The sequence below is a fragment of the Vibrio sp. 10N.222.49.A3 genome (assembly GCF_041475145.1).
GTDB lineage: Bacteria > Pseudomonadota > Gammaproteobacteria > Enterobacterales > Vibrionaceae > Vibrio > Vibrio tasmaniensis_A.
Map to the genome: position 1 here is coordinate 1 of NZ_JBFRVM010000011.1, position 25924 is coordinate 25924.

Here is a 25924-nt window from a genome sequence, read left to right on the forward strand (position 1 = left end):
ACTCTTTGTTGAGGGAGATTTGCTTAGAATGACTAGGCTACTTCCCCCTCGCCGCGATTAAAACGCTTTTATCTCGAACAAAATTTAATCACGAAAGGTCAACACGCCCTCATAATTGAAAAATTTATATAGGTGAACAAATGGGTCACGCAGAAAGCAAATTTCAAGCAGCAAACATCGCAGTACTAACCGTTTCAGATACTCGTACAGAAGAAAATGACACGTCAGGTGGTTACCTAGCTGAGCATGCTAAAGAAGCAGGCCACAACGTGGTTGATAAGCAAATCGTTATCGATGACATGTACAAGATCCGTGCGATCGTATCTCAGTGGATTGCTGACGAAAGCGTTCAAGCGATTATAATCACTGGTGGTACGGGCTTCACCTCTCGTGACAGCACGCCTGAAGCACTTAAACCACTATTCGACAAAGAAGTAGAAGGCTTTGGTGAGCTTTTCCGCCAAGTGTCTTACGAAGAGATTGGTACATCAACGATTCAATCTCGTGCGATTGCGGGTTTTGCTAACCACACGGTTATCTTTGCGATGCCAGGTTCTACAGGTGCGTGCCGTACAGGTTGGACTAAGATCATCAAGCAACAGATGGATGCGAGTCACCGTCCTTGCAATTTCATGCCACATCTTTCTGTATAAGGTGGATTGAGCATGAGCCAATTTACACACATTAACGCGTCTGGCGAAGCGAACATGGTCGATGTATCGGCTAAAGCAGAGACAGTACGTGAGGCGAGAGCAGAGGCTTTCGTTCAAATGTCAGCAGAAACGCTAGAGCTGATTGTTTCTGGCAGCCACCATAAAGGTGATGTTTTCGCAACGGCACGTATTGCTGGTATCCAAGCAGCGAAGAAGACGTGGGACTTGATTCCACTGTGTCACCCTTTGCTACTGACTAAAGTAGAAGTACAACTTGAAGCCATTGAGTCTGAAAACAAGGTTCGTATCGAATCGGTATGTAAGCTTGCTGGTAAGACAGGCGTAGAAATGGAAGCGCTAACGGCTGCTTCTGTTGCTGCACTGACGATTTACGATATGTGTAAAGCTGTTCAGAAAGACATTGTTATCGAGAACGTACGTCTGCTAGAGAAGACAGGTGGTAAATCAGGTCACTTCAAGGTGGAATCATGATTACGGTACTTTTCTTTGCACAAACTCGTGAACTTGTCGGTGTTGATAGCCTAGAGGTCGATGCGCAATACAATACTATTGAAGCGATTCGTAGCCACCTTGTAACACAAGAAGGCAAATGGGATATCGCATTGGAAGAGGGCAAGCTGCTGGCAGCACTCAACCAATCAATTGTACCTTTGACGACTGAAGTGAAAGACGGCGACGAAGTGGCTTTCTTCCCACCAGTTACTGGAGGTTAACCATGAATGACTCTCGAGTTATTGATCCAAGAGTATTAGTGACTGCTGAAGACTTTTCTGTGGGTGACGAATACGATTATCTAGCTCAAGGTACGGCTGCGGGAGCGGTTGTGACGTTTGTAGGTAAAGTTCGCGACATGAACCTTGGCGACAACGTGATTGGTTTGTCTCTAGAACATTATCCGGGTATGACAGAGAAGTCTCTGAGTGAGATCTGTGACCAAGCTGAAGCGCGCTGGCCTATCCAGAAGATGCGAGTGATTCACCGCGTTGGTGACCTAGATATCGGTGACCAGATTGTTTACGTTGGTGTATCCAGTGCACATCGTGGCGCTGCCTTCGAAGCGTGTGAGTTTGTTATGGACTTTCTGAAAACCAAAGCGCCGTTTTGGAAAAAAGAACGTACTACTGAGGCGACTCGTTGGGTTGACTCTCGAGACTCCGACGCGAAAGCAGCGGAGCGTTGGAAGAAGTAATCCACTCCATAGCGTGTTTCGATCTTAACGTGAAAGCGTATTTCAGATTGGGACGTAGATAGTAAGAAAGCCGACGTTTGACGTCGGTTTTTTTGTGCGTGCTACAAAGTGATTTATAAATAAAAGGTTCTTTAATAAATGGTTAAGCAGTCAAGTTGCATATGAATTCAACGCGTGATTTAGTCTGTCTTGGTGCATTTCCAAATCTGTTTTGGTGCAGTGCTTTATGCTGTTTTGTATAAAGTGATAATCCTCACAAATAGTGCAGTCTATTTAGGGGATATGTGATGTGCAATTAGATTTCATGTGGCATTAATGTTAATTTGCCGACAGTGTTCTAGCATAAGATGCTAAATAAAAGTATCAATTCAGATACATCAACACTAAAGGCTGTTTTTTAATTAATTCCTATGTGTAATTAACTATTCATTAGGTTTTTATTAGAGATTTACACTGTGACCTTGAGTAATTCGGAGAATTATCCGATTTTTTGCGACTTGTTTATGGCAAATTACTTCAATGGTTGATAGTGTGTGCCTCAATCTTTGTAAGGTTTTAGATTTTTATGCTTAAATTTTGAGCTAAATAAATCTAAATCACTGCCGTTCAGTGAACTTAGCAAAGAAGTCATGGATGCAATACGTAAAACTTGGAGTTTATTAAATGTACAAGAATAAAATCACTCAGGCCCTTCTTCTAGGTGCTGGTTTGGCAGTGGCTGCCACTTCTACTCTTTCTATCGCTGCTGAAGTTCCAGCAGGCACAGAACTAGCAAAAGTTCAGGAACTTGTTCGCGGTAACGGTACTGAAGTTGCGACTATCGACCCACACAAATCTCAAGGTGTACCAGAATCTCACGTAATTCGTGATCTTCTAGAAGGTCTAGTGAACCAAGATGGCGAAGGTAATACAATCCCAGGTGTAGCCGAAAGCTGGGAAACGACGGACAACAAAACATTCACTTTCCACCTACGTAAAGATGCAAAATGGTCTAACGGCGATCCTGTAACAGCTGAAGATTTCGTTTACAGCTGGCAACGTGCAGTCGATCCTGCCACTGCTTCTCCATATGCTTGGTACATGGAATATACCAAGATGGTGAACGCGAAAGACATCGTAGCGGGTAAGAAAGACAAGAGTGAGCTAGGTGTTAAAGCTGTAGATGCAAACACGCTTGTTGTTGAACTAGATACAGCGGTACCATATTTCGTAATGATGATGGGCCACACAACAGTTAAGCCAGTACATAAAGCAACTGTTGAAAAGTACGGTGACCAATGGACTAAGCCAGATCACTTTGTTGGTAATGGTGCATTTGCTGTTGATAAATGGGTTGTTAACGAACGCCTAGTACTTAAGCGTAACGACCAATACTGGAACAATGATAAGACTGTTCTAAACAAAGTCACGTTCCTGCCAATCGAAAACCAAGTAGCGGAAATGAACCGTTTCCTATCTGGTGAAATCGATTTTACAGATGATCTGCCAATTGAGCATTTCAAGCGTATGAAAAAAGAACATCCAGAAGATCTATCCGTTGTGGGTAACCTTTGTAGCTACTACTACTCATTTAACACTAAGAAAAAGCCTTTCGATGATGTTCGTGTACGTAAGGCTATTTCTTATGCGATTGATCGTGACATAGTCGCTGGTGCAATCATGGGGCAAGGACAGAAACCTGCGTATTTCCTCACGCCGGAAATTACTGCTGGGTTCGAACCTGAGCTTCCTCAATACGGTAAAATGTCTCAAAAAGAACGTAATGCTGAAGCGGCGCGCCTTCTTGAAGAAGCGGGTTTCGGAAAAGACAATCCTCTTGAGTTCTCCCTCTTATATAACACTGATGAGAATCACAAGAAAGTTGCTGTAGCACTAGGTTCTATGTGGAAGAAGACACTGGGTCTTAAGGTTACACTTGAAAATCAAGAATGGAAAACTTACCTATCTTCTAAAGATACTGGCAACTTTGAAGTAGCTCGTGCAGGTTGGTGTGGTGACTACAATGAAGCGTCTACATTTTTGACCTTGATGGTAAGTGCTAATACGACAGGCGGCCAACATTGGGGAAATCGTGATTATGACACTTTGATAGACAAGGCTATTAACTCCACTTCAGAACAAGAACGTAACGAACTGTATTTAGAAGCAGAGAAGCTAATGGCGAACGATATGCCTATTGCTCCTATCTATCAGTACGTTAAAACGCGTTTACTTAACCCACATGTAGGTGGCTTCCCAACTAATAATGCGGAAGATAAAATCTACTCAAAAGATCTCTACATCAAAGCTGAATAATAAACGCTTCGATTCTAAAAAGTTAATATAACTATAACGATACAGACACTACATGCGCAGGGCGCGCATGTAGCGTCTTTCTAATTTTAATTGTCACAGACTGAAAGAGTGAGTTTATGCTTAAATTCATTATGAAAAGGATATTTGAAGCGATTCCAACCATGTTGGTGTTGATCACTATATCTTTCTTTCTTATGCGTTTCGCACCGGGTAACCCGTTTTCAAGCGAGCGTCCATTACCGCCAGAAGTTATGGCTAACATCGAAGCTAAATATGGCTTAGATAAACCTGTATTTGAACAGTACACCACGTACTTGACCAACATCCTTCAGGGTGATTTTGGTCCATCTTTTAAATACCAAGATTACACAGTAAATGAGCTGATTGCGGTTGCACTTCCAGTATCTGCGAAGGTAGGCTTTGTTGCCTTTATCTTCACATTATTGATGGGGGTAACGGTCGGAACCATTGCCGCCTTGAAGCACAACACCTGGATCGACTACACCATAATGTCGACCGCCATGCTTGGGGTGGTGATGCCATCCTTCGTGTTGGCACCAGCGCTTATCTACCTATTCTCGCTACACTGGCATATATTTCCAGCAGGTGGTTGGCACGGTGGTACGTACATGTACATCGTCCTACCCGTTATCGCGATGTCTCTTCTATACGTAGCAACCTTTGCTCGTATCACTCGCGGTAGCATGATTGAAACCCTAAACAGTAACTTTATCCGTACCGCTCGCGCTAAAGGTCTAAGTTACCGTTATATCGTTCTTAAACATGCGCTTAAGCCAGCAATGCTACCTGTTGTTTCATACATGGGGCCTGCGTTCGTAGGTATCATCACAGGTTCAGTTGTTGTTGAAACCATCTTCGGCCTACCAGGTATCGGTAAGCTGTTTGTTAACGCCGCGTTTAACCGTGATTATTCGTTAGTAATGGGTGTAACCATTTTGATTGGTTTCCTATTCATCTTGTTCAACGCAATCGTTGATATTTTACTAGCGCTTATTGACCCGAAAATTCGCTACTAGCAGGGACGCATGGTTATGTTGAAGAAAAAAGAAAACTTAGAAGCGATCGAAAAATTCTCTGAGAGTTTGGAAATTGAAGGTCGTAGCTTGTGGCAGGATGCGCGTATTCGTTTTATGCGCAACAAAGCCGCAATGATCAGTCTGTTCATTCTAATTGTTATGGTGCTATCGGTAATCTTCTTACCTATGTTGGCACAGCATGCTTACGATGATACTGACTGGTACGCAATGCACGTAGGCCCAAATGCTGATCACTGGTTTGGTACCGACAGTTTAGGCCGTGACCTATACGTTCGTACGATGATTGGTGGCCGTATTTCTCTTATGGTTGGTGTGATGGGTGCATTCGTAGCGGTACTGATAGGTACGCTTTACGGTGCGGCTTCAGGCTTCATTGGCGGTCGCACTGACCGAGTGATGATGCGTATCCTAGAGATCCTATACGCAGTGCCATTCATGTTCCTAGTTATCGTACTGGTGACATTCTTTGGTCGTAATATCGTACTTATCTTCGTTGCTATCGGTGCGATTGCTTGGCTCGATATGGCGCGTATTGTACGTGGCCAAACGTTGAGTTTACGTAGTAAAGAGTTCATTGAGGCTGCGCACGTATGTGGTGTCAGTAAATGGAAAATCATTACACGTCATATCGTACCGAACGTATTGGGTATTGTTGCGGTTTACTCAACGCTCCTTATTCCAAGCATGATCCTTACTGAATCATTCTTATCTTTCCTTGGTCTTGGTGTTCAAGAGCCTATGACAAGTTGGGGCGCGCTGTTACAAGAAGGCTCGCAAACAATGGAAGTTGCTATTTGGCAACTGGCATTCCCAGCGGCATTTATGGTAGTTACGCTGTTCTGCTTTAACTACGTAGGTGATGGTCTGCGCGACGCGCTTGATCCAAAAGACAGATAAAGAAATAGCAATTAAAAGCTATAAAAGATTAAGGAAGCAATAATGAGCTTATTAGATGTCAAAGATCTGCGCGTCGAATTTACCACGCAAGATGGTATCGTAACCGCAGTAAACGACCTGAACTTCTCACTCAATCAAGGCGAAACGCTGGGTATTGTTGGTGAGTCGGGTTCGGGTAAATCTCAAACGGTATTTGCACTGATGGGACTGCTGGCTAAGAACGGCATCATCTCAGGCAGTGCAAAGTTTGAAGGTAATGAGATTCTCAATCTACCAGAGAAAGCACTGAACAAAGTCCGTGCTGAACAGATCGCGATGATCTTCCAAGATCCAATGACGTCACTGAATCCTTACATGAAAGTATGTGATCAGTTGATGGAAGTGCTTATGCTGCATAAAGGCATGGGCAAAGCGGAAGCGTTCGAAGAATCAGTACGTATGCTGGAAGCGGTTAAAATCCCTGAGGCACGTAAACGTATTACCATGTATCCACACGAATTTTCTGGCGGTATGCGTCAACGTGTGATGATTGCAATGGCTTTGCTATGTCGTCCAAAACTACTGATTGCTGATGAACCAACAACGGCGTTGGATGTAACCATTCAAGCGCAAATCATGGAATTGCTGAACGAGCTTAAAGATGAGTTCAATACAGCAATCATCATGATCACCCATGATTTGGGTGTCGTTGCCGGTTCTTGTGACAAAGTTCTAGTGATGTACGCTGGCCGTACCATGGAATACGGCACAGTAGATGAAATCTTCTACGAGCCTAGCCACCCTTATGCGGAAGGCCTGCTTAAAGCAATTCCTCGTTTGGATACCGAAGGTGAAATTCTGCCGACGATTCCAGGTAACCCACCTAACTTACTTCGCCTGCCAACAGGTTGTCCTTACCAAGATCGTTGTCATCGAGTAATGGACCGTTGTAAGCAAGAAGCACCGATTTTGCAGCCATTTGCAAAAGATCGTCAGCGTGCTTGTTTTTCTGATTGGGAGACTTGGACAAAATGAGTAAAGAATTACTATTAGATATTAAAAACCTTAAGGTTCACTTTAGCATTGCGGCTAAGTCTGCTTGGCCTTGGGCGAAACCATCAAACCTTAAAGCCGTTGATGGTGTGGATGTTCATCTTTACGAAGGTGAAACGCTAGGTGTGGTAGGTGAGTCTGGTTGTGGTAAATCAACATTTGCGCGCGCAATTATTGGTTTAGTGGAGGCAACTGAAGGCGAAGTTATGTGGTTAGGTCAAGACCTGACTAAGATGCAGGAAGTGAAGCGTCGTGAGACTCGTAAAGAGATTCAGATGATCTTCCAAGACCCACTAGCATCGCTTAACCCACGTATGTCAGTTGGAGACATCATTGCTGAACCTCTACAAACTTTCTATCCAGAGCTTTCTAAACAGGAAGTGAAAGATCGAGTTAAAGAGATGATGGCAAAGGTTGGTTTACTACCAAACGTAATCAACCGTTACCCACATGAATTCTCTGGTGGCCAGTGTCAACGTATCGGTATCGCACGTGCACTTATCTTGAAGCCTAAGATGATCATCTGTGATGAGCCGGTTTCTGCTCTGGATGTCTCTATCCAAGCTCAAGTAGTAAACCTTCTTATGGAACTACAGAAAGAGTTAGGTTTGTCTTTGGTATTCATCGCGCACGATTTGTCGGTTGTGAAACACATCTCTGACCGTGTATTGGTGATGTACTTAGGTAATGCTGTTGAACTAGGTGAATCAGATGCCTTGTTCTCAGATCCTAAGCACCCATATACCAAAGCATTGATGTCTGCAGTTCCGATCCCAGACCCTCGCTTAGAGCGCAGCAAAACGATTCAGATGTTGGAAGGTGATTTACCATCGCCAATCAACCCACCATCGGGTTGTGTGTTCCGTACTCGTTGCCCTGAAGCAACCGAGGCCTGCGCGCAAACCAAGCCAACCATTCAAGGCGATGACGTACACGCAGTATCTTGCTTGCACGTACAAGTCTAGAACCCGTTTGATACGGTTCAGCCTGTGACAGGCTTAAGCGCAACTTTTTATAGGTTGCGCTTTTTTTATGCTTACGTATTCGAGGATCTTCACCTTCATCAAATTATTTGAACAACTAAGCCAACTTCTTCTAGTTTTGAAAAAGTTGGCTTTTTTTATACTAGAGAAAAGTTTGGATGACAGAGGTTTGGATATGGGTAAGTTAGTTGAAGGTGTTTGGCATGACGTTTGGTATGACACCAAAGAAAGCGGTGGCAAGTTTGTTCGCGAAGATGCAGGCTTTCGTCACTGGGTAGAGAATAAAGCGTCCGCGCAGTTTCAGCCTGAAAGCGGCCGTTATCACTTGTACGTATCATTGGCTTGCCCTTGGGCGCACCGCACCCTTATCTTCCGAGAGCTTAAAGACCTAACCGATCACATTGACGTGACGGTTGTTTGCCCAGACATGATGAGTGATGGTTGGCAAATGGGGTTACCTGAACCTCTGTTCGGCCATACGCGCATGCATCAAATCTACACTCAAGCCAAACCTGACTACTCGGGTAGAGTGACGGTGCCTGTGCTATGGGATAAGAAAACCAACACCATCGTGAGCAACGAATCCTCTGAAATTATCCGCATGTTCAACTCAGAATTTAATGAGTTAACAGGCAATACGGATGACTACTATCCGTGGGAATTGGCTAAGAAGGTTGATGAGTGGAATGACTACATCTATCCAAGCATCAACAACGGTGTTTATCGTACTGGCTTTGCAACCACACAAGAAGCTTATGAAGAAGCGTATGGTGCGTTATTTGAAGCCTTAGACAAAGTAGACGCTCACCTTAGCGAACATCGCTATTTAGCGGGTAACGAGATTACAGAAGCGGATTGGCGCTTGTTTACCACTCTGGTTCGATTTGATGCCGTTTATGTTGGGCACTTTAAGTGTAATAAGCAGCGAATTTCAGACTACGTCCATATTCAGGGCTACTTAAAAGAGCTCTACCAGGTCGAAGGCATTAAAGAGACGACCGATTTTTATCACATCAAGCGCCACTATTATTACAGCCATACAGGTATAAACCCAACCCAAGTTGTGCCGAAAGGACCTGCGCTAGACTTAGAATCAGTCCATGGGCGAGGTTAGATTAATCTTAAGAGCATCAAGTAACCTTAAGCGTTAGATATAAAAAAACCCTAGATAAGAATCTAGGGTTTTTTGCTTTCTACAAAAGAAAAATTAGTTAATTACTTTTTCTTCAGCTTGAGCTGCTTGGTCTGCTTGGATAGCCGTTAGAGCTACTGTGTAAACGATATCGTCTACTAGAGCGCCACGAGACAAGTCATTTACTGGCTTGCGCATACCTTGAAGCATTGGACCGATAGACACTAGATCTGCTGAACGCTGTACCGCTTTGTAAGTCGTGTTACCCGTGTTTAGGTCTGGGAATACGAATACTGTCGCTTTACCTGCAACTGGAGAGTTAGGCGCTTTAGAAGCGGCTACGTTTTCCATGATTGCTGCGTCGTACTGAAGAGGACCGTCGATCACTAGATCAGGACGTTTCGCTTGAGCAAGTTTGGTTGCTTCACGCACTTTATCTACGTCTGCACCTTTACCAGATTCACCAGTAGAGTAAGAGATCATAGCAACGCGTGGGTCGATACCGAATGCCGCAGCAGAATCTGCAGATTGGATAGCGATTTCAGCAAGCTGTTCAGCTGTTGGATCTGGGTTGATCGCACAGTCACCGTATACAAGCACTTGATCAGGCAGAAGCATGAAGAAGATTGAAGATACGATAGAAGCATCAGGAGCAGTCTTGATGATCTGGAACGGAGGAACGATAGTGTTCGCCGTTGTGTGAACAGCACCAGAAACTAGGCCGTCAACTTCGCCAGCTTCAAGCATCATAGTACCTAGGAATACTGAGTCTTCTAGCTTCTCACGAGCAACAACTTCAGTCATGCCTTTAGCGCCACGAAGTTCTACTAGACGAGCTACGTAGTTTTCGCGAACTGATGCAGAATCGATGATCTCAACGCCAGCGCCAAGCTCAACACCTTGCTGCGCTGCAACGCGACGGATTTCTTCAGGGTTACCTAGAAGTACACACGTTGCGATACCGCGCTCAGCACAGATAGCCGCAGCTTTAACTGTACGTGGCTCGTCACCTTCAGGAAGAACGATGCGCTTAGCCGCTTTACGAGCAAATTCAGTTAGCTGGTAACGGAATGCTGGTGGGCTTAGACGACGGATGCCTTGAGTACCTTCAGATAGAGAATCAATCCAAGGGCCATCAATGTGGCTTGCAACGTGATCGTTAACGAACTCGATACGCTCTTTATCGTCAGCAGGAACTTCTAGGTTGAAGCTCTGTAGGTTTAGAGACGTCTGCCAAGTGTTACCTTGAGCTTTGAAGATCGGTAGACCTGAAGCGAATGCTGGTGCGCAAAGGTTAGCAATGCTTTCTGGAATGTCGTAACCGCCAGTCAGTAGGATTGCGCCAATCTCAACACCGTTTTTCGCAGCAAGAGCCGCAGCAACGATAACGTCAGGACGGTCTGCAGAAGTTACTAGCAGTGAACCTGGCTTGAAGTGCTCAATCATGTGCGGTAGAGAACGTGCACAGAAAGTGATGCTCTTAATACGACGAGTTGAGATTTCACCTTCGTTAACGATTTCAGCGTTAAGGTGCTTAGCCATATCAACCGCACGAGTTGCGATTAGGTCGATGCTCCATGGCACACAGCCAAGAACACGGATAGGGCTAGAATTGAAGATTTGCATTACTTCAAGGTTCGCTTGCTGAGCGCTGTCTGCATCATCAAAGATTTCAGATAGGTCAGGGCGAGTACGACCAGCTTCATCAACAGGAGCATTAAGCTTGTTGATGATTACGCCTTTGATATTCTTGTTTTTTGTACCGCCGAAGTTAGAACATGCTACTTCGATACGCTCTTTAAGTTGCGTAGGGTTGTCAGTACCAGGAGTCGCAACGAATACGATCTCTGCGCCAAGCGTTTTTGCGATTTCTGCGTTCACTTGGTTTGCAAACGGGTGCTTACGAGTAGGGACTAGGCCTTCGATTAGCGTTACTTCAGCGTCTTTGTTGATTTTGTTGTATTGCTCAACAACAGATTCAAGAAGTACATCCATTTTTTCACTACCGATCAACGCTTCAGCTTTAGTCATCGCAATTGGTTCACCAATCTTGATGTCGCTGTTTGTGCTAATGATAGTTGATGTTAGATCTGGTTGATCGCCACCGCTACGAGGTTGAGCGATTGGTTTGTAGAACGAAACACTTACGCCTTTGCGCTCCATCGCGCGAAGAACACCCATGCTTACACTAGTAAGACCAACACCAGCGCTTGTAGGGATAAGCATAATAGTACGGGACATTGAGGAGTACCTTTAACTATTGGAATGAAAAAAGCTCAACTCCTGTTCCTACCAACATTTATATAGGGGTAGGAATAAAAGTTGAGCCCCATTTTTCTTAGATAAAAATCTGACTAGCGTCGAGTGAAGCTAGTCAGAAAATTCGATTAAAGACCTGCTAGTTCAGCTGTATCTTCTGCAATCACTAGCTCTTCATTAGTAGAGATAACCATTGCTGGTACACGGCTGTTTTCAGTCGTGATAGTACCTTCGCCGCCGAAACGAGCTTTAAGGTTAGCTGCGCTATCTACTTCGATACCGAAGAATGCAAGACGGTTAAGAACCATTTCACGGATTGGCGCTGAGTTTTCACCGATGCCACCAGTGAATACGATAGCGTCAAGGCGACCTTCTAGGGTTGCAGTGTAGCTTGCAACGTATTTAGCTAGACGGTGACAGAATACGTCCATTGCACGAGTAGCTTCTTCTTTCTCGCCGTAGTTGTCTTCAACGAAACGACAGTCAGAAGTTACTTGAGTTAGACCTTGTAGGCCAGACTCTTTAGTGAACATTGTGTTGATTTCATCAACGCTCATGCCAAGTTTGTCATGTAGGTGGAACATAACAGCAGGGTCAAGGTCGCCACAGCGAGTACCCATTACAAGACCTTCAAGAGGAGTAAGGCCCATAGAAGTATCTACAGATTGGCCATTCTTGACTGCACAAACAGATGCGCCGTTACCTAGGTGACAGTTAATGATGTTAACTTCTTCAATAGGTTTGTCTAGAAGCGTGGCACACTCACGAGTAATAAATAGGTGAGATGTACCATGTGCACCGTAACGACGAATACCGTGATCTGTGTATAGGTTGTATGGAAGCGCGTATAGGTAAGCTTCTTCTGGCATTGTCGTGTGGAAAGCAGTATCAAATACAGCAACGTTTTTTAGTGCTGGGAATGATTTTTGAGCTGCTTTAATACCGATAAGGTGCGCAGGGTTGTGAAGAGGAGCGAAAGTCGCTGCATCTTCGATACCTTTAATTACTTCATCAGTGATTAGTGCTGATGAAGTAAAGTTTTCACCACCATGCACAACACGGTGACCGATTGCTGCAAGGTTTTCAGAAAGTTCTGGCTTAGAAGCAAGAATAGTTTCTACCATGAAGGCTAGTGCTTCTTCGTGTGCTGCGCCATTACCTAGTTGAGCTTCGTGTTTACCATCAAGTTTCCACTTGATACGAGCTTCAGGAAGATGCAGACATTCTGCAAGACCTGTTAGATGCTCGTCACCAGATACTGCGTCAACTACAGCAAATTTAAGAGAAGAACTACCACAGTTTAAAACTAAAACTAGCTTAGACATTAATGACTACCTGTTTATTTTTCTGATCGAAATCAGTTAAGGATGAAAATTAATCTCAAGAATAGTCGAAGCACATAGGCTTGCGTACTAACCTTGGTCAAAAAAACGTTAATTTCCGTATAAAGTGAAAGCGCTCTTTATCAAAAAGAGGCTTGTGCATTCCTTGCAGAAGTCTTCTCAAAGTTGCTTAAATTGTAAATAAGGGCAACAATGAGATTGAGGCCTGCAAATAATAGCGATATTGTGCAAATATAACAAAAAAATTTGAAAGAATATTATTTTTCGTCAAATTTTTGTGTTTTTAGTTGATGATTTCAACTTTTTTTTAATGGGAGACTCATATGAGCAATAGAGTTGGTTTAGCTAGTAGTTTAAAAGATGGCCAAAAGTACATGGATCTCTGGCCCGTCCGAAAAGAGTTAAACGCGATCTTCCCAGAACAGCGCATTATTAAAGCGACCCGTTTTGGCGTGAAAGTGATGCCTGCGATTGCTGCTATTAGTGTTCTTACACAAATGGTCTTTAATAATTACCAAGCGATGCCACAAGCTGTGGTCATGGCTTTGTTTGCAATCAGCTTACCGCTTCAAGGCATGTGGTGGTTAGGTAATCGCTCAAACACACAACTTCCACCTGCGCTAGTCTCGTGGTATCGCGAACTTCATGAGAAGATCACTGAAACGGGTTTTGCGTTAGAGCCAATGAAGTCGCGCCCTCGTTATAAAGAATTGGCGATCATTTTAAATCGCGCATTTCGTCAGCTGGATAAATCCTCAATGGAACGTTGGTTCTAATGAGTTTCAACTCTCCTCTTGTCTGAGAGCAACTATTCTTCATTGATGGTTTGTTCTCAGGTTTGACTTTAATATTTTCACTTCGTTTTTATTCATCTCGCTCCCCCTCATTCCTTTTTTCTCTTACTACTCATGTAGTTTCTTACTTTTCAAATTCTGCCTTTCACTATTTCACGCATTTTTCGAGCCTTGTTGTGTTTTTGTTAAATATAACTTCAAGTCATCAATGGTTACAGGTAATAATATCAATAGTGATGTTGTTCTCTTTGAGCGAGCAATAATGAGCAGAGCTTGATTCAGGGAGCGATAATGAGTTCTGTAAAAAAGGTATTGGCAGCGGTCGTAAGTTGTCTGTTGTTGCTATGGACAAGCAATGTCATGGCGAACGTTGCCAAAGTTTCGGTTTCACAAGTTGTTGACCATCCAGATCTGAATGCAACACGTCTAGGACTTCTTGAAGGATTGAGAGCAAAAGGTTACGAACCGGGTAAAAATTTAGAGTTTTCTTATGAAATGGCTGGTGGCAATCCCGTTCAGGCAGCAAAAATAGCCAGAGAGTTAGTTAGTGAGAACCCTCATGTATTAGTTGGCATCGCGACACCGACCTCTCAAGCGTTGGTTTCAGCGACTCGAACGATCCCGATTGTGTTCACCGCGGTGACAGACCCTATCGGAGCAAGACTTGTTAAACAATTGGAGCAGCCGGGACGAAATGTCACGGGCCTTTCTGACTTATCACCTATTTCCCAACATGTATCTCTTATTAAAGAGCTACTCCCCAATGCAGTTTCAGTCGGTGTGGTTTATAACCCAGCAGAGGCAAATGCTGTTGCTTTAGTAGGGCTGTTAAAGCAGGCTACACGAGACTTTGGCTTTACTTTGCATACTGCTAAAGCGTTGACTATCGATGATGTAGAAGAAAAAACAGCATCCGTGGCTAAAAAATCTGATGTTATCTACGCGCTAACCGATAACACGGTGGCAAGCGGTATTGAAGGACTTATAAATGCAGCAAACCAAGCTGGCACACCCGTGGTTGCAGGAGCAACGTCTTATGTTGGCAAGGGAGCAATAGCTGGGTTAGGTCTAGATTACTATGACGTTGGGGTGCAGACCGCTGATTATGTGGCCGCTATTTTGGACGGACAAAAACCAGGGAAGTTGAGTGTTAAAACGGCTCAAAGCTCTCAGTTGGTAGTTAACCTAGATGCCGCTCGTATGCTTGGTTTGACGCTACCTAAGTCTGTGGTTGATCGTGCGATAGTCAGTCGTTAATAGGTATTTACATCAAAAAAATCATGTTTGATAAGTCACTTTGTTAACAGGGACTTAAACCATCATAATGAACAACATTAGTCGACTCTCACCATTAGCTGCGATCTATTTTATTCATTTTTAAGTAGTTATTTACCCGATAGGTGCATCGTTAATACCAACTTACATTATTTTACATCGAGAGGGCTGTCGATTAATGTCATAATATTAATGGAACTAATGAAAATAACTGAGCGCTAAGAGCACATTCTATGAAAGTAAATAGGCACTTTAGCCTTACCTTTGTCTTCGGCTTTCCCGCTGTGATCGCGACCATGTTACTTGGGCTGATAGGAAAAAATTATTTTGATGCGGTTGAAAAAGACATCAGCAGTGAGTTTCAGCGTATTGAAGAAGTGTTTAAACGAACGACCAAAATTGTTACCGCTCTAGATTACAGCTTCTCTAATTACTACAAATCAGGAAACCCTCTTTTCCTTGATCACAATAAGCAAGTGGTTGATGGTCTTTGCCGAATTTGGCCCATCGACGTATTACTTCTTGCTGACGGAAAAACCGCAGATATCCCCTCTGTCGATATCGACTATATGTTGGTTGGTCAAGAACCCCTTTGTAATGAAACCAGTGATAGCTATAAAAGTGCGTCAGAAAAAATTGCTCTCGCGCCAATTCTTTCATTTTTGTCCCAGCTTGATGAATATCACAACGGCGTACACTTTATTGATACTCGTGGGTATGTGATCTCTTCGCCAGAAGACTTTGCTAAAGAGCTAGGGAAAGAACTACTTTCGACCATAAAAAGCCGCCCGTATTGGCAAAGAACCGCCAACAATCCAGAACAATTGACTTTAACGGGTCCTGCGTATCGATTTGACTCTCTTGACCGTATGATAAGCATGACGATTCCGGTGTTTCATAAGGGGATACATCAAGGAATGCTTTCTGTTGAGATTGACGCCAGTAAATTGCTTGCGAGTTCGAATGAGCACTTAGCCGGTAGAATCGATATTATTGATACCACCTTGGTTAATCCGGTTGATAGCGCTACTTTCTATCGCGCGATACAACTGGAAGGAGTCACCTCTCATCACGCGATGTACTACGAATTAGATTTTGCCAAAGAGGTAGAGCACTTTTTTGTCTACGAGAAAGACAGTCTGATTGTCGCTATCATCGTATATCTATTCTCTGTAACGCTCTTTTTCTTCGTTAACTCCAATATTGAACGTGGTTACTTCAAAGAGCTAGCAGCTAAAGATCCGATGACCGGGCTGCTAAATCGCAGAGGATTGGAAGCTTTTTGGCGCAGTGTGGAGCATGACCAGTTATTCGCCTTGACTGTATTTGACATTGATAATTTCAAGTTGATTAATGATACCTTTGGGCATGACAAAGGGGATGATGTTATTCGCTACATGTCCCGCCAGATAAGTAATAGCATTCGAAGTAGTGATGTAGCAGCAAGGTTTGGTGGTGAAGAGTTTGTCGTTTATCTTAAAGGTGATGATCGTGAAACGTTAATGAGGACATTAGAGCGTGTTAAAAATGCTGTCTGTGCAAACTCAGCTAACATTGTACCTAATGGTTTTACTGTCTCTGGTGGTGTTTGTATTACTGAAGCTGAGCATAATAACCTAAGCTTTGAAGAGATATTCAAACACGCGGATGAAAAGTTGTACGTGGCTAAGACGACAGGTAAAGACCGCATCGTATTTTAACCACGCTATTGAACTTCTGTGTTAGAGAAGAAGGGGAACTAACTCACACAGTTTGGCGATGTTCCTCTTGATAACGCTGAAGGCGCTCCACAATAGGTGGCGCTTTCTTGAAAGTGCGAATTTCTTTAAATAGTTCGTTCGCTTCAGGGTAGCCTTTACTTAGATAAACAAACCACTGCTTCACTCTATTGGGGTAGTACATGCCTTTGTCCCCTTTTATTTGAAACTCTGAATAGCGTAGCAAAAGTTCGATGACTTTATTCCACGGCATTTTTGGGTGGTTGTGCTTAACGACGTTGCCAAGATTTGGAATGTTGAAAGCGCCACGACAGACCATCAATGAATCGACGCCAGTGGCTTCTATGCAATCTTGACCATCTTGATAGTTCCAGATTTCCCCATTAGCAATCAAAGGTAGAGACGTTTTTTCTCTTATTTGATTGATGTAATCCCATTTAATTTCGCTGGCTTTATAGCCGCCAACTTTGGTTCTTGCATGCACAGTGAGTTCGTCTGCCTTTGCTTGTTCGATAGCGTCGACAATTTCAAAGCACTCTTCCGGGTGCTCCCAACCCAATCGAATTTTTGCAGATACGGGAATGTGTGCTGGCACCGCATCTCGACAAGACTTCACCACTTGATAGATGAGTTCTGGTTCTTTTAGCAGTGACGCACCGCCATTACTTTTGTTTACCGCTTTTGCAGGGCAACCAAAATTAAGATCAATGCCTTTAGCGCCTAAACTAGCAGCTTGAAAAGCATTCTCGGCCATCCAATTTGGGTGTTGTCCTAGAAGCTGGAGATGGATTGGAACACCAGCCATGGTTTGAGAGCCTTGATGCAATTCAGGGCAAATACGGTGAAAAACATGCGGAGGAAGAAGTTGATCAACTACGCGCACAAATTCCGTCACACAGAGATCGTAATCATTGATCTCTGTGAGAATTTCACGCATTAGATGGTCTAAAACGCCCTCCATAGGGCCAAGTATTACTCGCATTTGCTTTACCGAAACTGAATGGATCGAAAATTAAGACGCGTGATTGTACGGGCAAGTTAAAAGCTTGTCACTATGAGCTAGGTGAATCTGACGTAACAGTTATTTCACCGGTTAGAGGGAAGTAGTTGAGCCTTGGTAAATCTTCGCCTAGCGAGTAACCATCAGTGTAGTAGTAATAGCAGCTTGGATCTGATGTATACCAAGCAACGATCGGTTCTTCTGAAGGGAATACTGAGCTACCGTGATCTCTAACGGTGAGGTCAGTATTCATGAGCGCCCGCCAAAGCCTTGCGCAGTCACTCCCTCTAATTGCAGTCCCCGAATTAATCGGTAGTTGATCAACAGCGATTGGAAAACCAGTCGATGAAGGATAAACGCTGCCTTCACCATAATCGACATCTTGATTAAAATCAGGCTCTCCATCAACAAGCCACTGTGAGTGGTAAAGGTTAACCGCAGTTCGAAAAGAAGAAAAAGCACCTTGAGCTATAGCTTCATGGCTATCGCGTTGGTAATTTAGAAAGCGAGGAGCTGCGGTAACGGCAAGTATGCCTAAAATAACGACGACAGAGACCAGCTCTATCAAAGTAAAACCATTTTGGTGTTGTTTCATAATGTATTCTATATGTAACTAAATATTTCAGTGACTCTTTTTACACTTCAAACTTAAATTTTCAAAATGAAATAAGTTTAGTTTGCTGAATTGAACTAAAGATAATGTTTGCGTGGCTACTGGTAGGTGTAATTAATCATAGAGCTATACGAATAATTACTAATTGTTAGCCTTGTGGGTATAATGGAGACAACAGAATTGACCGACTAGTGAAGTAATATGAAGTATCAATTATTGAGTCTTCCTGACTCAATTAACGACGTAACAGCCCAGTTTGTAGAAGGTGCTATATTTGCATCTAACCTTGCAACTAAACCTCTTGACCCAGAGGCTTGGTTACCTATAGCTATTCCTGAAACTGGTCAGGACTTTGTTCCTCAAGTCACCGAGCAAATTAATCGCCAACATAACCTCATTCAGCGAAGTGAATATTTGCTTACAGAAGTGCTTGATGCAGATAACTTTGCTGAACAGCTAGCCGATTTTTCTGAAGGTTTTATGATGGTCTGGCCGACGATTGAAGAACAGTGGCAGGAAACGTCAATCGCAGATGGCACATTACGCATGCTACAAGCAATGTTAACAACATTCATGCTGGCGATTGATGAAGAACAGACAATCGAGCAAATGAAAGCGGCTGGATTAGAAACCCCGCCAACTTTGAATGATCTCGTCGGGCAAGTCGATTTGATGGTGACAGAAGTTGCGCTAGCAGCGGATGAAGCGATGCTCGGAAATAAATCTCAAAGTGTGAATCCGTTTAAGGGCATCGGCCGAAATGATGTTTGCCCGTGTGAAAGTGGTAAAAAGTTTAAACAGTGCTGTGGTAAAAAATCTTAATTGCATTGTTAATAGATAATAAAAAGTCGACGTAATGTCGACTTTTTCGTTTCTTAACATGATGTGCTAATTGTTAGTCATTCTTCGATTTAACGAATTGAGAAATCACTACAAAACCGAAAGCAACCAAGTTACCCGCGAAGATAATCACTAGCCATTGAGGCATTGAAATTTCTAAGAACTGCCATACAACCTTGCTGCAGTCGCCGTAGGCCTCAAACATCCACGGAGCCCATTGGTTTAGAGGTGCCCAGCTAGGGAAGGTCACGAACAGGTCACAGGTAGCGAAAGGAGATGGGTTAAACTGGTAGTCAACGTGCTCTAAAGCAAGCATCAACCCTTTATACGCACCTAACCCCCAACCAAGTAGACCTAGCCAACGTGAAATCGGATTATGCGGGGCAATAGCACCAATCATTGCTGCGATGCCGATAGCGAGCATAGCAACGCGCTCGTAGATACACATTACGCAAGGGCCAAGCATCATCACGTGCTGAAAGAAAAGAGCACATGCTTCAAAAAAGACAATAAAAGCCAGCAGTAAAAGCCAAGATAAACGTCCCTTAGAGAAGTCTTTGAGCATTGCAAAAAAGTTCACGAATTTAATCCTGTCAATAAAATAAAAAAGCCCTGATTACTCAGAGCTTTTTATCTTGGATAAGTTTCCTAATCAACTAATATTTTTGATTAGTTAGATGCACCTATTGTGTTTAGCGATAGAAATCCGGGTTAGTGGCCACCGGAGATAACTGGAGCTACCACTTCACCCGTACGGTGAATGATCCAACCTGCATCATAGAACCATGCTGTCATCGGTTCTACGAAGAACACAATACCGGCAAGGCCAACAAGTGCTAATACGAGAGTATATGGCAAAGCCATGATGACCATGCGGCCGTAAGACAGTCGAATTAACGGAGCAAGTGCTGACGTTAATAGGAATAGGAATGCAGCTTGGCCGTTTGGCGTAGCAACAGAAGGTAGGTTGGTACCTGTGTTGATAGCAACAGCAAGCAGATCAAATTGGTCGCGAGTGATGACGCCTTCAACCAGAGCTGTTTTAACTTCGTTGATGTAAACCGTACCGACGAATACGTTGTCAGAAACCATCGACAAGATACCGTTGGCTACGTAGAAGAGTGCGAGCTGTGCGCCTTTATCTTCAACGTGAAGTACAGCATCGATTACTGGCTTAAATAGAGCCTGGTCGATGATTACAGCAACAACCGCAAAAAAGACGGCAAGAAGTGCGGTAAATGGCAGTGCTTCTTCAAAAGCTTTACCCATCGAGTGCTCTTCAATTACACCTGTAAACGCTGTAGCTAAGATGATCACTGAAAGGCCAATCAAACCGACTTCAGCGACGTGAAGCGCAAGGCCAACAATAAGCCAAACTGCGATTGCACTCTGAACCCATAGTTTAGCTACATCTTGTTTTGTACGGTTTGCGCGTTCTTTGTTGTCAAATTCAACTAAGATTTGGCGAACGTTATTTGGCAGCTCTGCACCGTAGCCAAACACTTTGAATTTCTCGACAAGTGCACAAGTTAAAATACCACAGAAGAAAACAGGCAGTGTAACTGGCAGCATGCGGATAATAAATTCGCCGAACTCCCAACCCGCTTGCTTAGCAATTACTAAGTTTTGTGGTTCACCTACCATGGTCATTACACCACCCAGAGCAGTACCAACACCGGCGTGCATAAGTAGTGAACGTAGGAATGCGCGGTAGTTTTCTAGGTCATCACGAGTTAGCTCAGAGATCTCTTCATCATGAGTATGATCGTGCGCAGACGTTGTGCCCTTGCCTGATGCAACCTTGTGGTAGATAGAGTAGAAGCCCACTGCAACGCTAATGACTACGGCGATTACTGTCAGCGCATCTAGGAAGGCAGACAAGAATGCTGCGGCGACACAGAAAGCGACAGAGAGTAGAATTTTGGATTGGATACCGAGCAGGATCTTCGTAAAAATGAACAGAAGTAGTTCTTTCATGAAGTAGATGCCAGCAACCATGAATACTAGTAAGAGTAATACTGGTAGGTTTGCTTGTAGCTCATGATAAACCATTTCTGGTTTAGTCATGCCAATGGCGACGGCTTGAATTGCCAATAAGCCACCGGGTTGGAGAGGGTAGCACTTTAGAGCCATAGCTAGAGTGAAAATAAACTCAACCACTAATAGCCAGCCCGCAACGAATGGGTCAACTAGGAAAAAAACAAACGGGTTGATGATTAAAAAGGAAATGATGGCAAGTTTATACCAATCAGGAGCTTTACCAAGGAAGTTTTTGATAAAAGCGTTTCCGAGAGACATCGGCATGTTAATACTCTTTTATGTTGATTATGAATAGACAAGCAATACAACATTTTGAGAATCGAGTTGTAGGTTTAGTTAAAACCTATAACTAACAGTGACTTAGAAAAACTACATTCCATGTAATGTTCTGTGGTCTTGCCAAGTCACTCCCTTAGAAACTCAAGCACTGCTTATTTTTGAGCGCAACTCTACTCTTAGATAACATTTAGTCAACAGGAAAACCCCTGTAGCACTAAAAATACCTCTTTTTTGTTGAGAAACGCGATCAAAGTAGCGCAAGCATACCACTTAAAATGTGATAAAAACCGACTAGAATCAATATTTCAGCGAAATGATTAAAATTTACAGAATAACGACGGCTTATATATGATTATTACAACTTAATATTGCAAATTAATAGATTTGAAAATATGACCAATCTCATTGATTTTAAAAAGAATTTGTTGTGTTAATAGTTTGTTTAAATGATGGTTTGTAGTCGCTTGCTATCCAAACCTTGAGTGAAAACGTGTGCTGAACTTTAGAGTTTTAACTCTACTTGGGTTTTGAGTGAGTAAAATTTTTTGGGGGTATTTCCGCAGGGTGTTAACTAGTGGTATGATGAGTAAATTAGAATAAAATAATTAAATTGGATTGAAGTGTAGATGGTCATTAAGGCAAAGAGCCCGGCAGGATTTGCAGAAAAGTATATCATTGAAAGTATTTGGAATGGCCGTTTCGCTCCAGGTTCTATCTTGCCCGCAGAGCGTGAGCTTTCTGAGCTGATTGGTGTTACACGTACTACGCTTCGTGAAGTACTTCAGCGTCTTGCTCGTGATGGTTGGTTGACAATCCAACACGGTAAGCCAACTAAAGTTAATCAGTTTATGGAAACGTCAGGTCTTCATATCCTTGATACATTAATGACGTTGGACGTTGATAACGCAAGTAAAATGGTAGAAGACCTGCTTGCTGCTCGTACTAATATCAGCCCTATCTTTATGCGTTATGCATTCAAAGCAAATAAAGAGGCTTCAGAGCGTACGATTACTAACGTGATTGAATCTTGTGAATCTTTACTTGCGGCACCGACATGGGATGAATTCTTAGAATCGTCGCCATATGCTGACAAGATCAAACAATCGGTGAAAGAAGACGTAGAAAAAGATGAAGCGAAGCGTCAAACGATCTTAATTGCTAAAACTTTTAACTTCTACGATTACATGCTTTTCCAACGTTTAGCATTCCATTCAGGTAACCAAATTTATGGCCTGATCTTTAATGGTGTTCGTAAATTGTACGACCGTGTTGGTAGCTACTACTTCTCTAACCCAGAAGCTCGTCGTTTAGCCATGGAGTTCTACAAAAACTTGTTTGTTATTTGTGAAAGCGGTGAGCGTGAAAATTTGCCACTTGTGATTCGTAACTACGGTATCGCAAGCGCACAGATTTGGAACGAGATGAAGACAACGTTACCGACAAACTTTACTGAAGACGACAGCTAAGTCTTTTCATTAAACTACTGTTCGGTTGTTTTACTTATTGAGTAAACGACGTAAAGAAAACGAAAAAGCGGCGAGATAATCAAATTATCTCGCCGCTTTTTATTTATTGATAGTTGGTGAGAATGTATCAATAGGCAGTAACTTACCCTGCAAACTCTTCTGAGTCTGGACGGTTAGTAAATTGCACGCCATTTAGAAAATCGCAAAGTAGTTGGTCTTCACATACTTTGTAGTTCTTGTTCTCTGGCTTACGGAAGTAGGCACCAATCTCGTACTTACTTAGGCTGATGCCTACCACTTCTAATATATCTAATACATCTTCTGCTTTCATGTTCAACGCAATACGCAGCTTCATGAAAATCATGTTGTTAGTCAGAGCAACTTCAGGTTTAGGTTGAACACCTTCTTTTTTGCCACGCTTAAGATTGATAAAACCATTTAGGAATACCGCTAACTCTTTATCTTTCATCGTAGAGCATGACTTGTCGTTGTCGTCTTTTAGCCAATTAATCACTTGGTCATGAGCAACGGTCACATCAGCTTGCTCGATAGCTTTAATGATCTGTGCATTTTTAAGGTTTAGCGCGTGTTGAATACGACGCAAGATTTCGTTGTTAGTCACTGGGGATTCCTAAAAAGGGTTTGAAGAGTAAAGAGGTGTTGGTTAGCCCGTTATTGTCGGCAAACAAATTTCTACTCTACATAGCATAGTTGACGGCGACTCTAACAGAGAACGCTTATTTTCGGTAGATATAAAAAATCCCCAATGCTTATCAACTCATTCAAGTTAAAAGTGCATTAGGGATTTCGCTATGAGTGCTTGTTATCTGACTGAAGCCAGAGCTACATTACACGCATGCCAGGTTGAGCACCTTCGTGTGGTTCAAGGATCCACAAGTCACTGCCACCAGGACCAGCAGCTAAGATCATGCCTTCAGACATACCAAACTTCATCTTACGAGGTTTTAGGTTGGCTACCATTACAGTTAGCTTGCCTTCTAGCTCTTCAGGTTTGTATGCTGACTTGATACCAGAGAATACTTGGCGAGTTTCACCACCGATGTCCAGTTGGAACTTCAGTAGCTTGTTCGCTTTTGGTACTTCTTCACATGAGATAATACGAGCAATACGCATATCGACTGCTGCAAAGGCATCGAATTCAATCTCGTCTGCGATTGGCTCTTTGTCTAGCTCAGTTTGGCTTGCTTGCTCTTTTTCAGCTTCTGCTTTTTCTTTCGCAGCGGCTTCTGCGGCTGCATCTTCTTTAGAAGACTCGATCATTGCTTCTACTTTCTTCGGATCAATACGGCTAAACAACGCCTTGAACTTAGTGATTTCGTGATCAGTTAGCGGAGTAGCAATCGCTTCCCACGTAAGCTCTTCGTTTAGGAAAGCCTCAGTGCGAGCCGCAAGCTCTGGCATAACGGGTTTAAGGTAAGCCATTAGCACGCGGAATAGGTTAATACCGACAGAAGAAACTTCTTGAAGCTCTTTCTCTTTACCTTCTTCTTTTGCAAGAACCCAAGGTGCTTTTTCGTCGATGTACTGGTTAGCTTTATCAGCTAGTGCAGTAATTTCACGGATAGCGCGGCTGAACTCACGAGTTTCGTATAGCTGACCGATACGCTCAGCAGCAGCAACGAATTCGTTGTATAGCTCAGGTTCTGCAAATTCAGCAGCAAGTTTGCCTTCAAAACGCTTCGTGATGAAGCCAGCGTTACGAGACGCTAGGTTAACAATCTTGTTTACTACATCCGCGTTTACACGTTGAGTGAAGTCTTCAAGGTTAAGGTCAAGGTCATCGATACGGCTGTTTAGCTTAGCAGCGTAGTAGTAGCGTAGACACTCAGGGTCTAGGTGATTTAAGTACGTACTTGCTTTGATGAATGTGCCTTTCGACTTAGACATTTTCGCACCGTTCACCGTTACGTAGCCGTGTACGAATACGTTGTTTGGCTTACGGAAACCAGCGCCTTCAAGCATTGCAGGCCAGAATAGGCTGTGGAAGTAAACGATGTCTTTACCGATGAAGTGGTAAAGCTCAGTTGTGCTGTCTTTCTTCCAGTATTCGTCAAAGTTGAGATCGTCGCGCTTGTCACATAGGTTCTTGAAAGAAGCCATGTAGCCAACAGGAGCGTCTAGCCAAACGTAGAAAAATTTGTTTTTCTCGCCTGGGATTTCGAAACCGAAGTAAGGTGCATCACGTGAGATATCCCACTGTTGCAGGCCAGACTCGAACCATTCCTGCATTTTGTTTGCAGTTTCATTCTGTAGAGAGCCAGAACGAGTCCACTCTTTTAGCATGCTTTCGAACTGAGGCAGATCGAAGAAGAAGTGCTCAGAATCTTTCATTACTGGAGTTGCGCCAGAAACCGCTGATTTAGGGCTAATTAGCTCAGTTGGGCTGTATGTCTCACCACAGTTATCACAGTTATCACCATACTGGTCTTCTGACTTACACTTAGGGCAAGTACCTTTTACGAAGCGGTCTGGTAGGAACATCTCTTTCTCAGGATCGAAAAGCTGAGAAATAGTACGGCTAGAAATGAAGCCGTTCTTTTTAAGTTCTAGATAGATGTGAGAAGCCAGTTCACGGTTCTCTTCACTATGTGTGCTGTGGTAGTTATCAAAGCTGATATCAAAGCCAGCGAAGTCTTTTTGGTGCTCTTCACTAACAGCAGCGATCATCTCTTCTGGCGTGATACCCATCTGTTGAGCTTTAAGCATAATTGGCGTGCCGTGAGCATCGTCAGCACAGATGAAGTTTACAGTGTTGCCACGTAGACGCTGGTATCGAACCCAGATATCAGCTTGGATATGCTCAAGCATATGACCAAGGTGAATAGAGCCGTTAGCGTACGGAAGCGCACAAGTTACCAAAAGTTGTCTTGGATCAGTTGCCATACTTAATAATTCGCTTTTTTGATAGGTATAAATTTTGAGAGGTAATACTACTTTATAACGTGTGATACGCCAAGTTATCAGACAAAGGATTCCCCTAGTTTTTTAGGGGTTCAGTCTTCATCTCGTGGGTGAT

At 43.3% G+C, this 25924-nt stretch carries 23 protein-coding genes; 15 read left to right on the forward strand and 8 right to left on the reverse strand.

Features of this window, described 5'->3' with window-relative positions; all coding sequences use genetic code 11:
* Positions 1 to 140 precede the first annotated feature (140 nt).
* The 10 genes from moaB (at position 141) to AB4589_RS01045 (ending at position 9242) form a co-directional block, all read left to right on the forward strand.
* The gene (gene moaB, locus AB4589_RS01000) at positions 141 to 653 is read left to right on the forward strand and encodes a molybdenum cofactor biosynthesis protein B (protein ID WP_017099055.1); all 513 of its coding nucleotides are present in this window, start codon (positions 141 to 143) and stop codon (positions 651 to 653) included.
* A gap of 12 nt (positions 654 to 665) precedes the next feature.
* Entirely contained in the window at positions 666 to 1145 is a 480-nt protein-coding gene (moaC, locus tag AB4589_RS01005) for a cyclic pyranopterin monophosphate synthase MoaC (protein WP_004734026.1), read from the forward strand.
* Complete coding sequence (gene moaD / locus AB4589_RS01010) at positions 1142 to 1387, forward strand: molybdopterin synthase sulfur carrier subunit (RefSeq protein WP_017085813.1); 246 nt, start codon at positions 1142 to 1144, stop codon at positions 1385 to 1387. Before moaC ends, moaD begins: the two co-directional genes overlap by 4 nt.
* 2 nt (positions 1388 to 1389) lie before the next feature.
* Positions 1390 to 1863: a molybdopterin synthase catalytic subunit MoaE gene (gene moaE / locus AB4589_RS01015; RefSeq protein WP_102248946.1), complete on the forward strand. Its 474-nt coding sequence runs from the start codon at positions 1390 to 1392 to the stop codon at positions 1861 to 1863.
* A 663-nt stretch (positions 1864 to 2526) separates the two neighbouring features.
* Positions 2527 to 4158 (forward strand): ABC transporter substrate-binding protein, encoded by a 1632-nt coding sequence (locus AB4589_RS01020; RefSeq protein ID WP_017099054.1) that lies wholly within the window; start codon positions 2527 to 2529, stop codon positions 4156 to 4158.
* A gap of 116 nt (positions 4159 to 4274) precedes the next feature.
* Entirely contained in the window at positions 4275 to 5195 is a 921-nt protein-coding gene (gene oppB, locus AB4589_RS01025) for an oligopeptide ABC transporter permease OppB (protein ID WP_004734022.1), read from the forward strand.
* A 15-nt stretch (positions 5196 to 5210) separates the two neighbouring features.
* Positions 5211 to 6113, forward strand: coding sequence for an oligopeptide ABC transporter permease OppC (gene oppC / locus AB4589_RS01030; protein WP_004734021.1), 903 nt, complete (start codon positions 5211 to 5213; stop codon positions 6111 to 6113).
* A 42-nt stretch (positions 6114 to 6155) separates the two neighbouring features.
* Positions 6156 to 7127, forward strand: a complete 972-nt coding sequence (locus AB4589_RS01035; RefSeq protein WP_017078105.1) for an ABC transporter ATP-binding protein — start codon at positions 6156 to 6158, stop codon at positions 7125 to 7127.
* The gene (oppF, locus tag AB4589_RS01040; RefSeq protein WP_004734019.1) at positions 7124 to 8110 is read left to right on the forward strand and encodes a murein tripeptide/oligopeptide ABC transporter ATP binding protein OppF; all 987 of its coding nucleotides are present in this window, start codon (positions 7124 to 7126) and stop codon (positions 8108 to 8110) included. Before AB4589_RS01035 ends, oppF begins: the two co-directional genes overlap by 4 nt.
* 193 nt (positions 8111 to 8303) lie before the next feature.
* A complete protein-coding gene (locus AB4589_RS01045) occupies positions 8304 to 9242 on the forward strand; it encodes a glutathione S-transferase family protein (RefSeq protein WP_102248949.1) in 939 nt (312 codons plus the stop codon).
* A 93-nt stretch (positions 9243 to 9335) separates the two neighbouring features.
* Here AB4589_RS01045 and pta read toward each other — a convergent pair whose 3' ends face one another.
* Both pta and AB4589_RS01055 read right to left on the reverse strand, forming a co-directional pair.
* Positions 9336 to 11501: a phosphate acetyltransferase gene (pta, locus tag AB4589_RS01050; RefSeq protein WP_029224061.1), complete on the reverse strand. Its 2166-nt coding sequence runs from the start codon at positions 11499 to 11501 to the stop codon at positions 9336 to 9338.
* A gap of 146 nt (positions 11502 to 11647) precedes the next feature.
* Positions 11648 to 12844 carry an acetate kinase gene (locus tag AB4589_RS01055; protein ID WP_017099050.1) on the reverse strand — a complete coding sequence of 399 codons (1197 nt, stop codon included), beginning with the start codon at positions 12842 to 12844 and terminating at the stop codon, positions 11648 to 11650.
* 341 nt (positions 12845 to 13185) lie between these two features.
* Here AB4589_RS01055 and yfbV point away from each other — a divergent pair, with 341 nt between their 5' ends.
* The 3 genes from yfbV (at position 13186) to AB4589_RS01070 (ending at position 16631) form a co-directional block, all read left to right on the forward strand.
* Entirely contained in the window at positions 13186 to 13638 is a 453-nt protein-coding gene (yfbV, locus tag AB4589_RS01060; RefSeq protein WP_017099049.1) for a terminus macrodomain insulation protein YfbV, read from the forward strand.
* Positions 13639 to 13947: 309 nt separating this feature from the next.
* Positions 13948 to 14913 (forward strand): ABC transporter substrate-binding protein, encoded by a 966-nt coding sequence (locus AB4589_RS01065; RefSeq protein ID WP_371709723.1) that lies wholly within the window; start codon positions 13948 to 13950, stop codon positions 14911 to 14913.
* A gap of 251 nt (positions 14914 to 15164) precedes the next feature.
* On the forward strand, positions 15165 to 16631 hold the full coding sequence (locus AB4589_RS01070) for a sensor domain-containing diguanylate cyclase (RefSeq protein ID WP_017102829.1): 1467 nt from the start codon (positions 15165 to 15167) through the stop codon (positions 16629 to 16631).
* Positions 16632 to 16674: 43 nt separating this feature from the next.
* Here the strand turns inward: AB4589_RS01070 and dusC are convergent, their stop codons facing one another.
* Together dusC and AB4589_RS01080 are read right to left on the reverse strand one after the other, a co-directional pair.
* Positions 16675 to 17631, reverse strand: coding sequence for a tRNA dihydrouridine(16) synthase DusC (gene dusC, locus AB4589_RS01075; RefSeq protein ID WP_017099046.1), 957 nt, complete (start codon positions 17629 to 17631; stop codon positions 16675 to 16677).
* A gap of 70 nt (positions 17632 to 17701) precedes the next feature.
* Entirely contained in the window at positions 17702 to 18244 is a 543-nt protein-coding gene (locus AB4589_RS01080) for a prepilin-type N-terminal cleavage/methylation domain-containing protein (RefSeq protein ID WP_009848626.1), read from the reverse strand.
* Between the two features lie 219 nt (positions 18245 to 18463).
* Between AB4589_RS01080 and AB4589_RS01085 the strand changes: the two genes are divergently transcribed.
* Positions 18464 to 19084, forward strand: coding sequence for an SEC-C metal-binding domain-containing protein (locus AB4589_RS01085; protein ID WP_012603553.1), 621 nt, complete (start codon positions 18464 to 18466; stop codon positions 19082 to 19084).
* 73 nt (positions 19085 to 19157) lie between these two features.
* Here the strand turns inward: AB4589_RS01085 and dsbB are convergent, their stop codons facing one another.
* Together dsbB and nhaB are read right to left on the reverse strand one after the other, a co-directional pair.
* Positions 19158 to 19682: a disulfide bond formation protein DsbB gene (gene dsbB / locus AB4589_RS01090; RefSeq protein WP_372099111.1), complete on the reverse strand. Its 525-nt coding sequence runs from the start codon at positions 19680 to 19682 to the stop codon at positions 19158 to 19160.
* 131 nt (positions 19683 to 19813) lie between these two features.
* Complete coding sequence (nhaB, locus tag AB4589_RS01095; RefSeq protein ID WP_009848623.1) at positions 19814 to 21406, reverse strand: Na(+)/H(+) antiporter NhaB; 1593 nt, start codon at positions 21404 to 21406, stop codon at positions 19814 to 19816.
* A 641-nt stretch (positions 21407 to 22047) separates the two neighbouring features.
* Here nhaB and fadR point away from each other — a divergent pair.
* Positions 22048 to 22887 (forward strand): fatty acid metabolism transcriptional regulator FadR, encoded by an 840-nt coding sequence (gene fadR, locus AB4589_RS01100; RefSeq protein WP_009848622.1) that lies wholly within the window; start codon positions 22048 to 22050, stop codon positions 22885 to 22887.
* Between the two features lie 142 nt (positions 22888 to 23029).
* Here the strand turns inward: fadR and AB4589_RS01105 are convergent, their stop codons facing one another.
* Both AB4589_RS01105 and metG read right to left on the reverse strand, forming a co-directional pair.
* Positions 23030 to 23509 carry a DUF1456 family protein gene (locus AB4589_RS01105; RefSeq protein ID WP_004734005.1) on the reverse strand — a complete coding sequence of 160 codons (480 nt, stop codon included), beginning with the start codon at positions 23507 to 23509 and terminating at the stop codon, positions 23030 to 23032.
* A 221-nt stretch (positions 23510 to 23730) separates the two neighbouring features.
* Positions 23731 to 25791 (reverse strand): methionine--tRNA ligase, encoded by a 2061-nt coding sequence (gene metG / locus AB4589_RS01110; RefSeq protein WP_017099464.1) that lies wholly within the window; start codon positions 25789 to 25791, stop codon positions 23731 to 23733.
* Between the last annotated feature and the right edge of the window lie 133 nt (positions 25792 to 25924).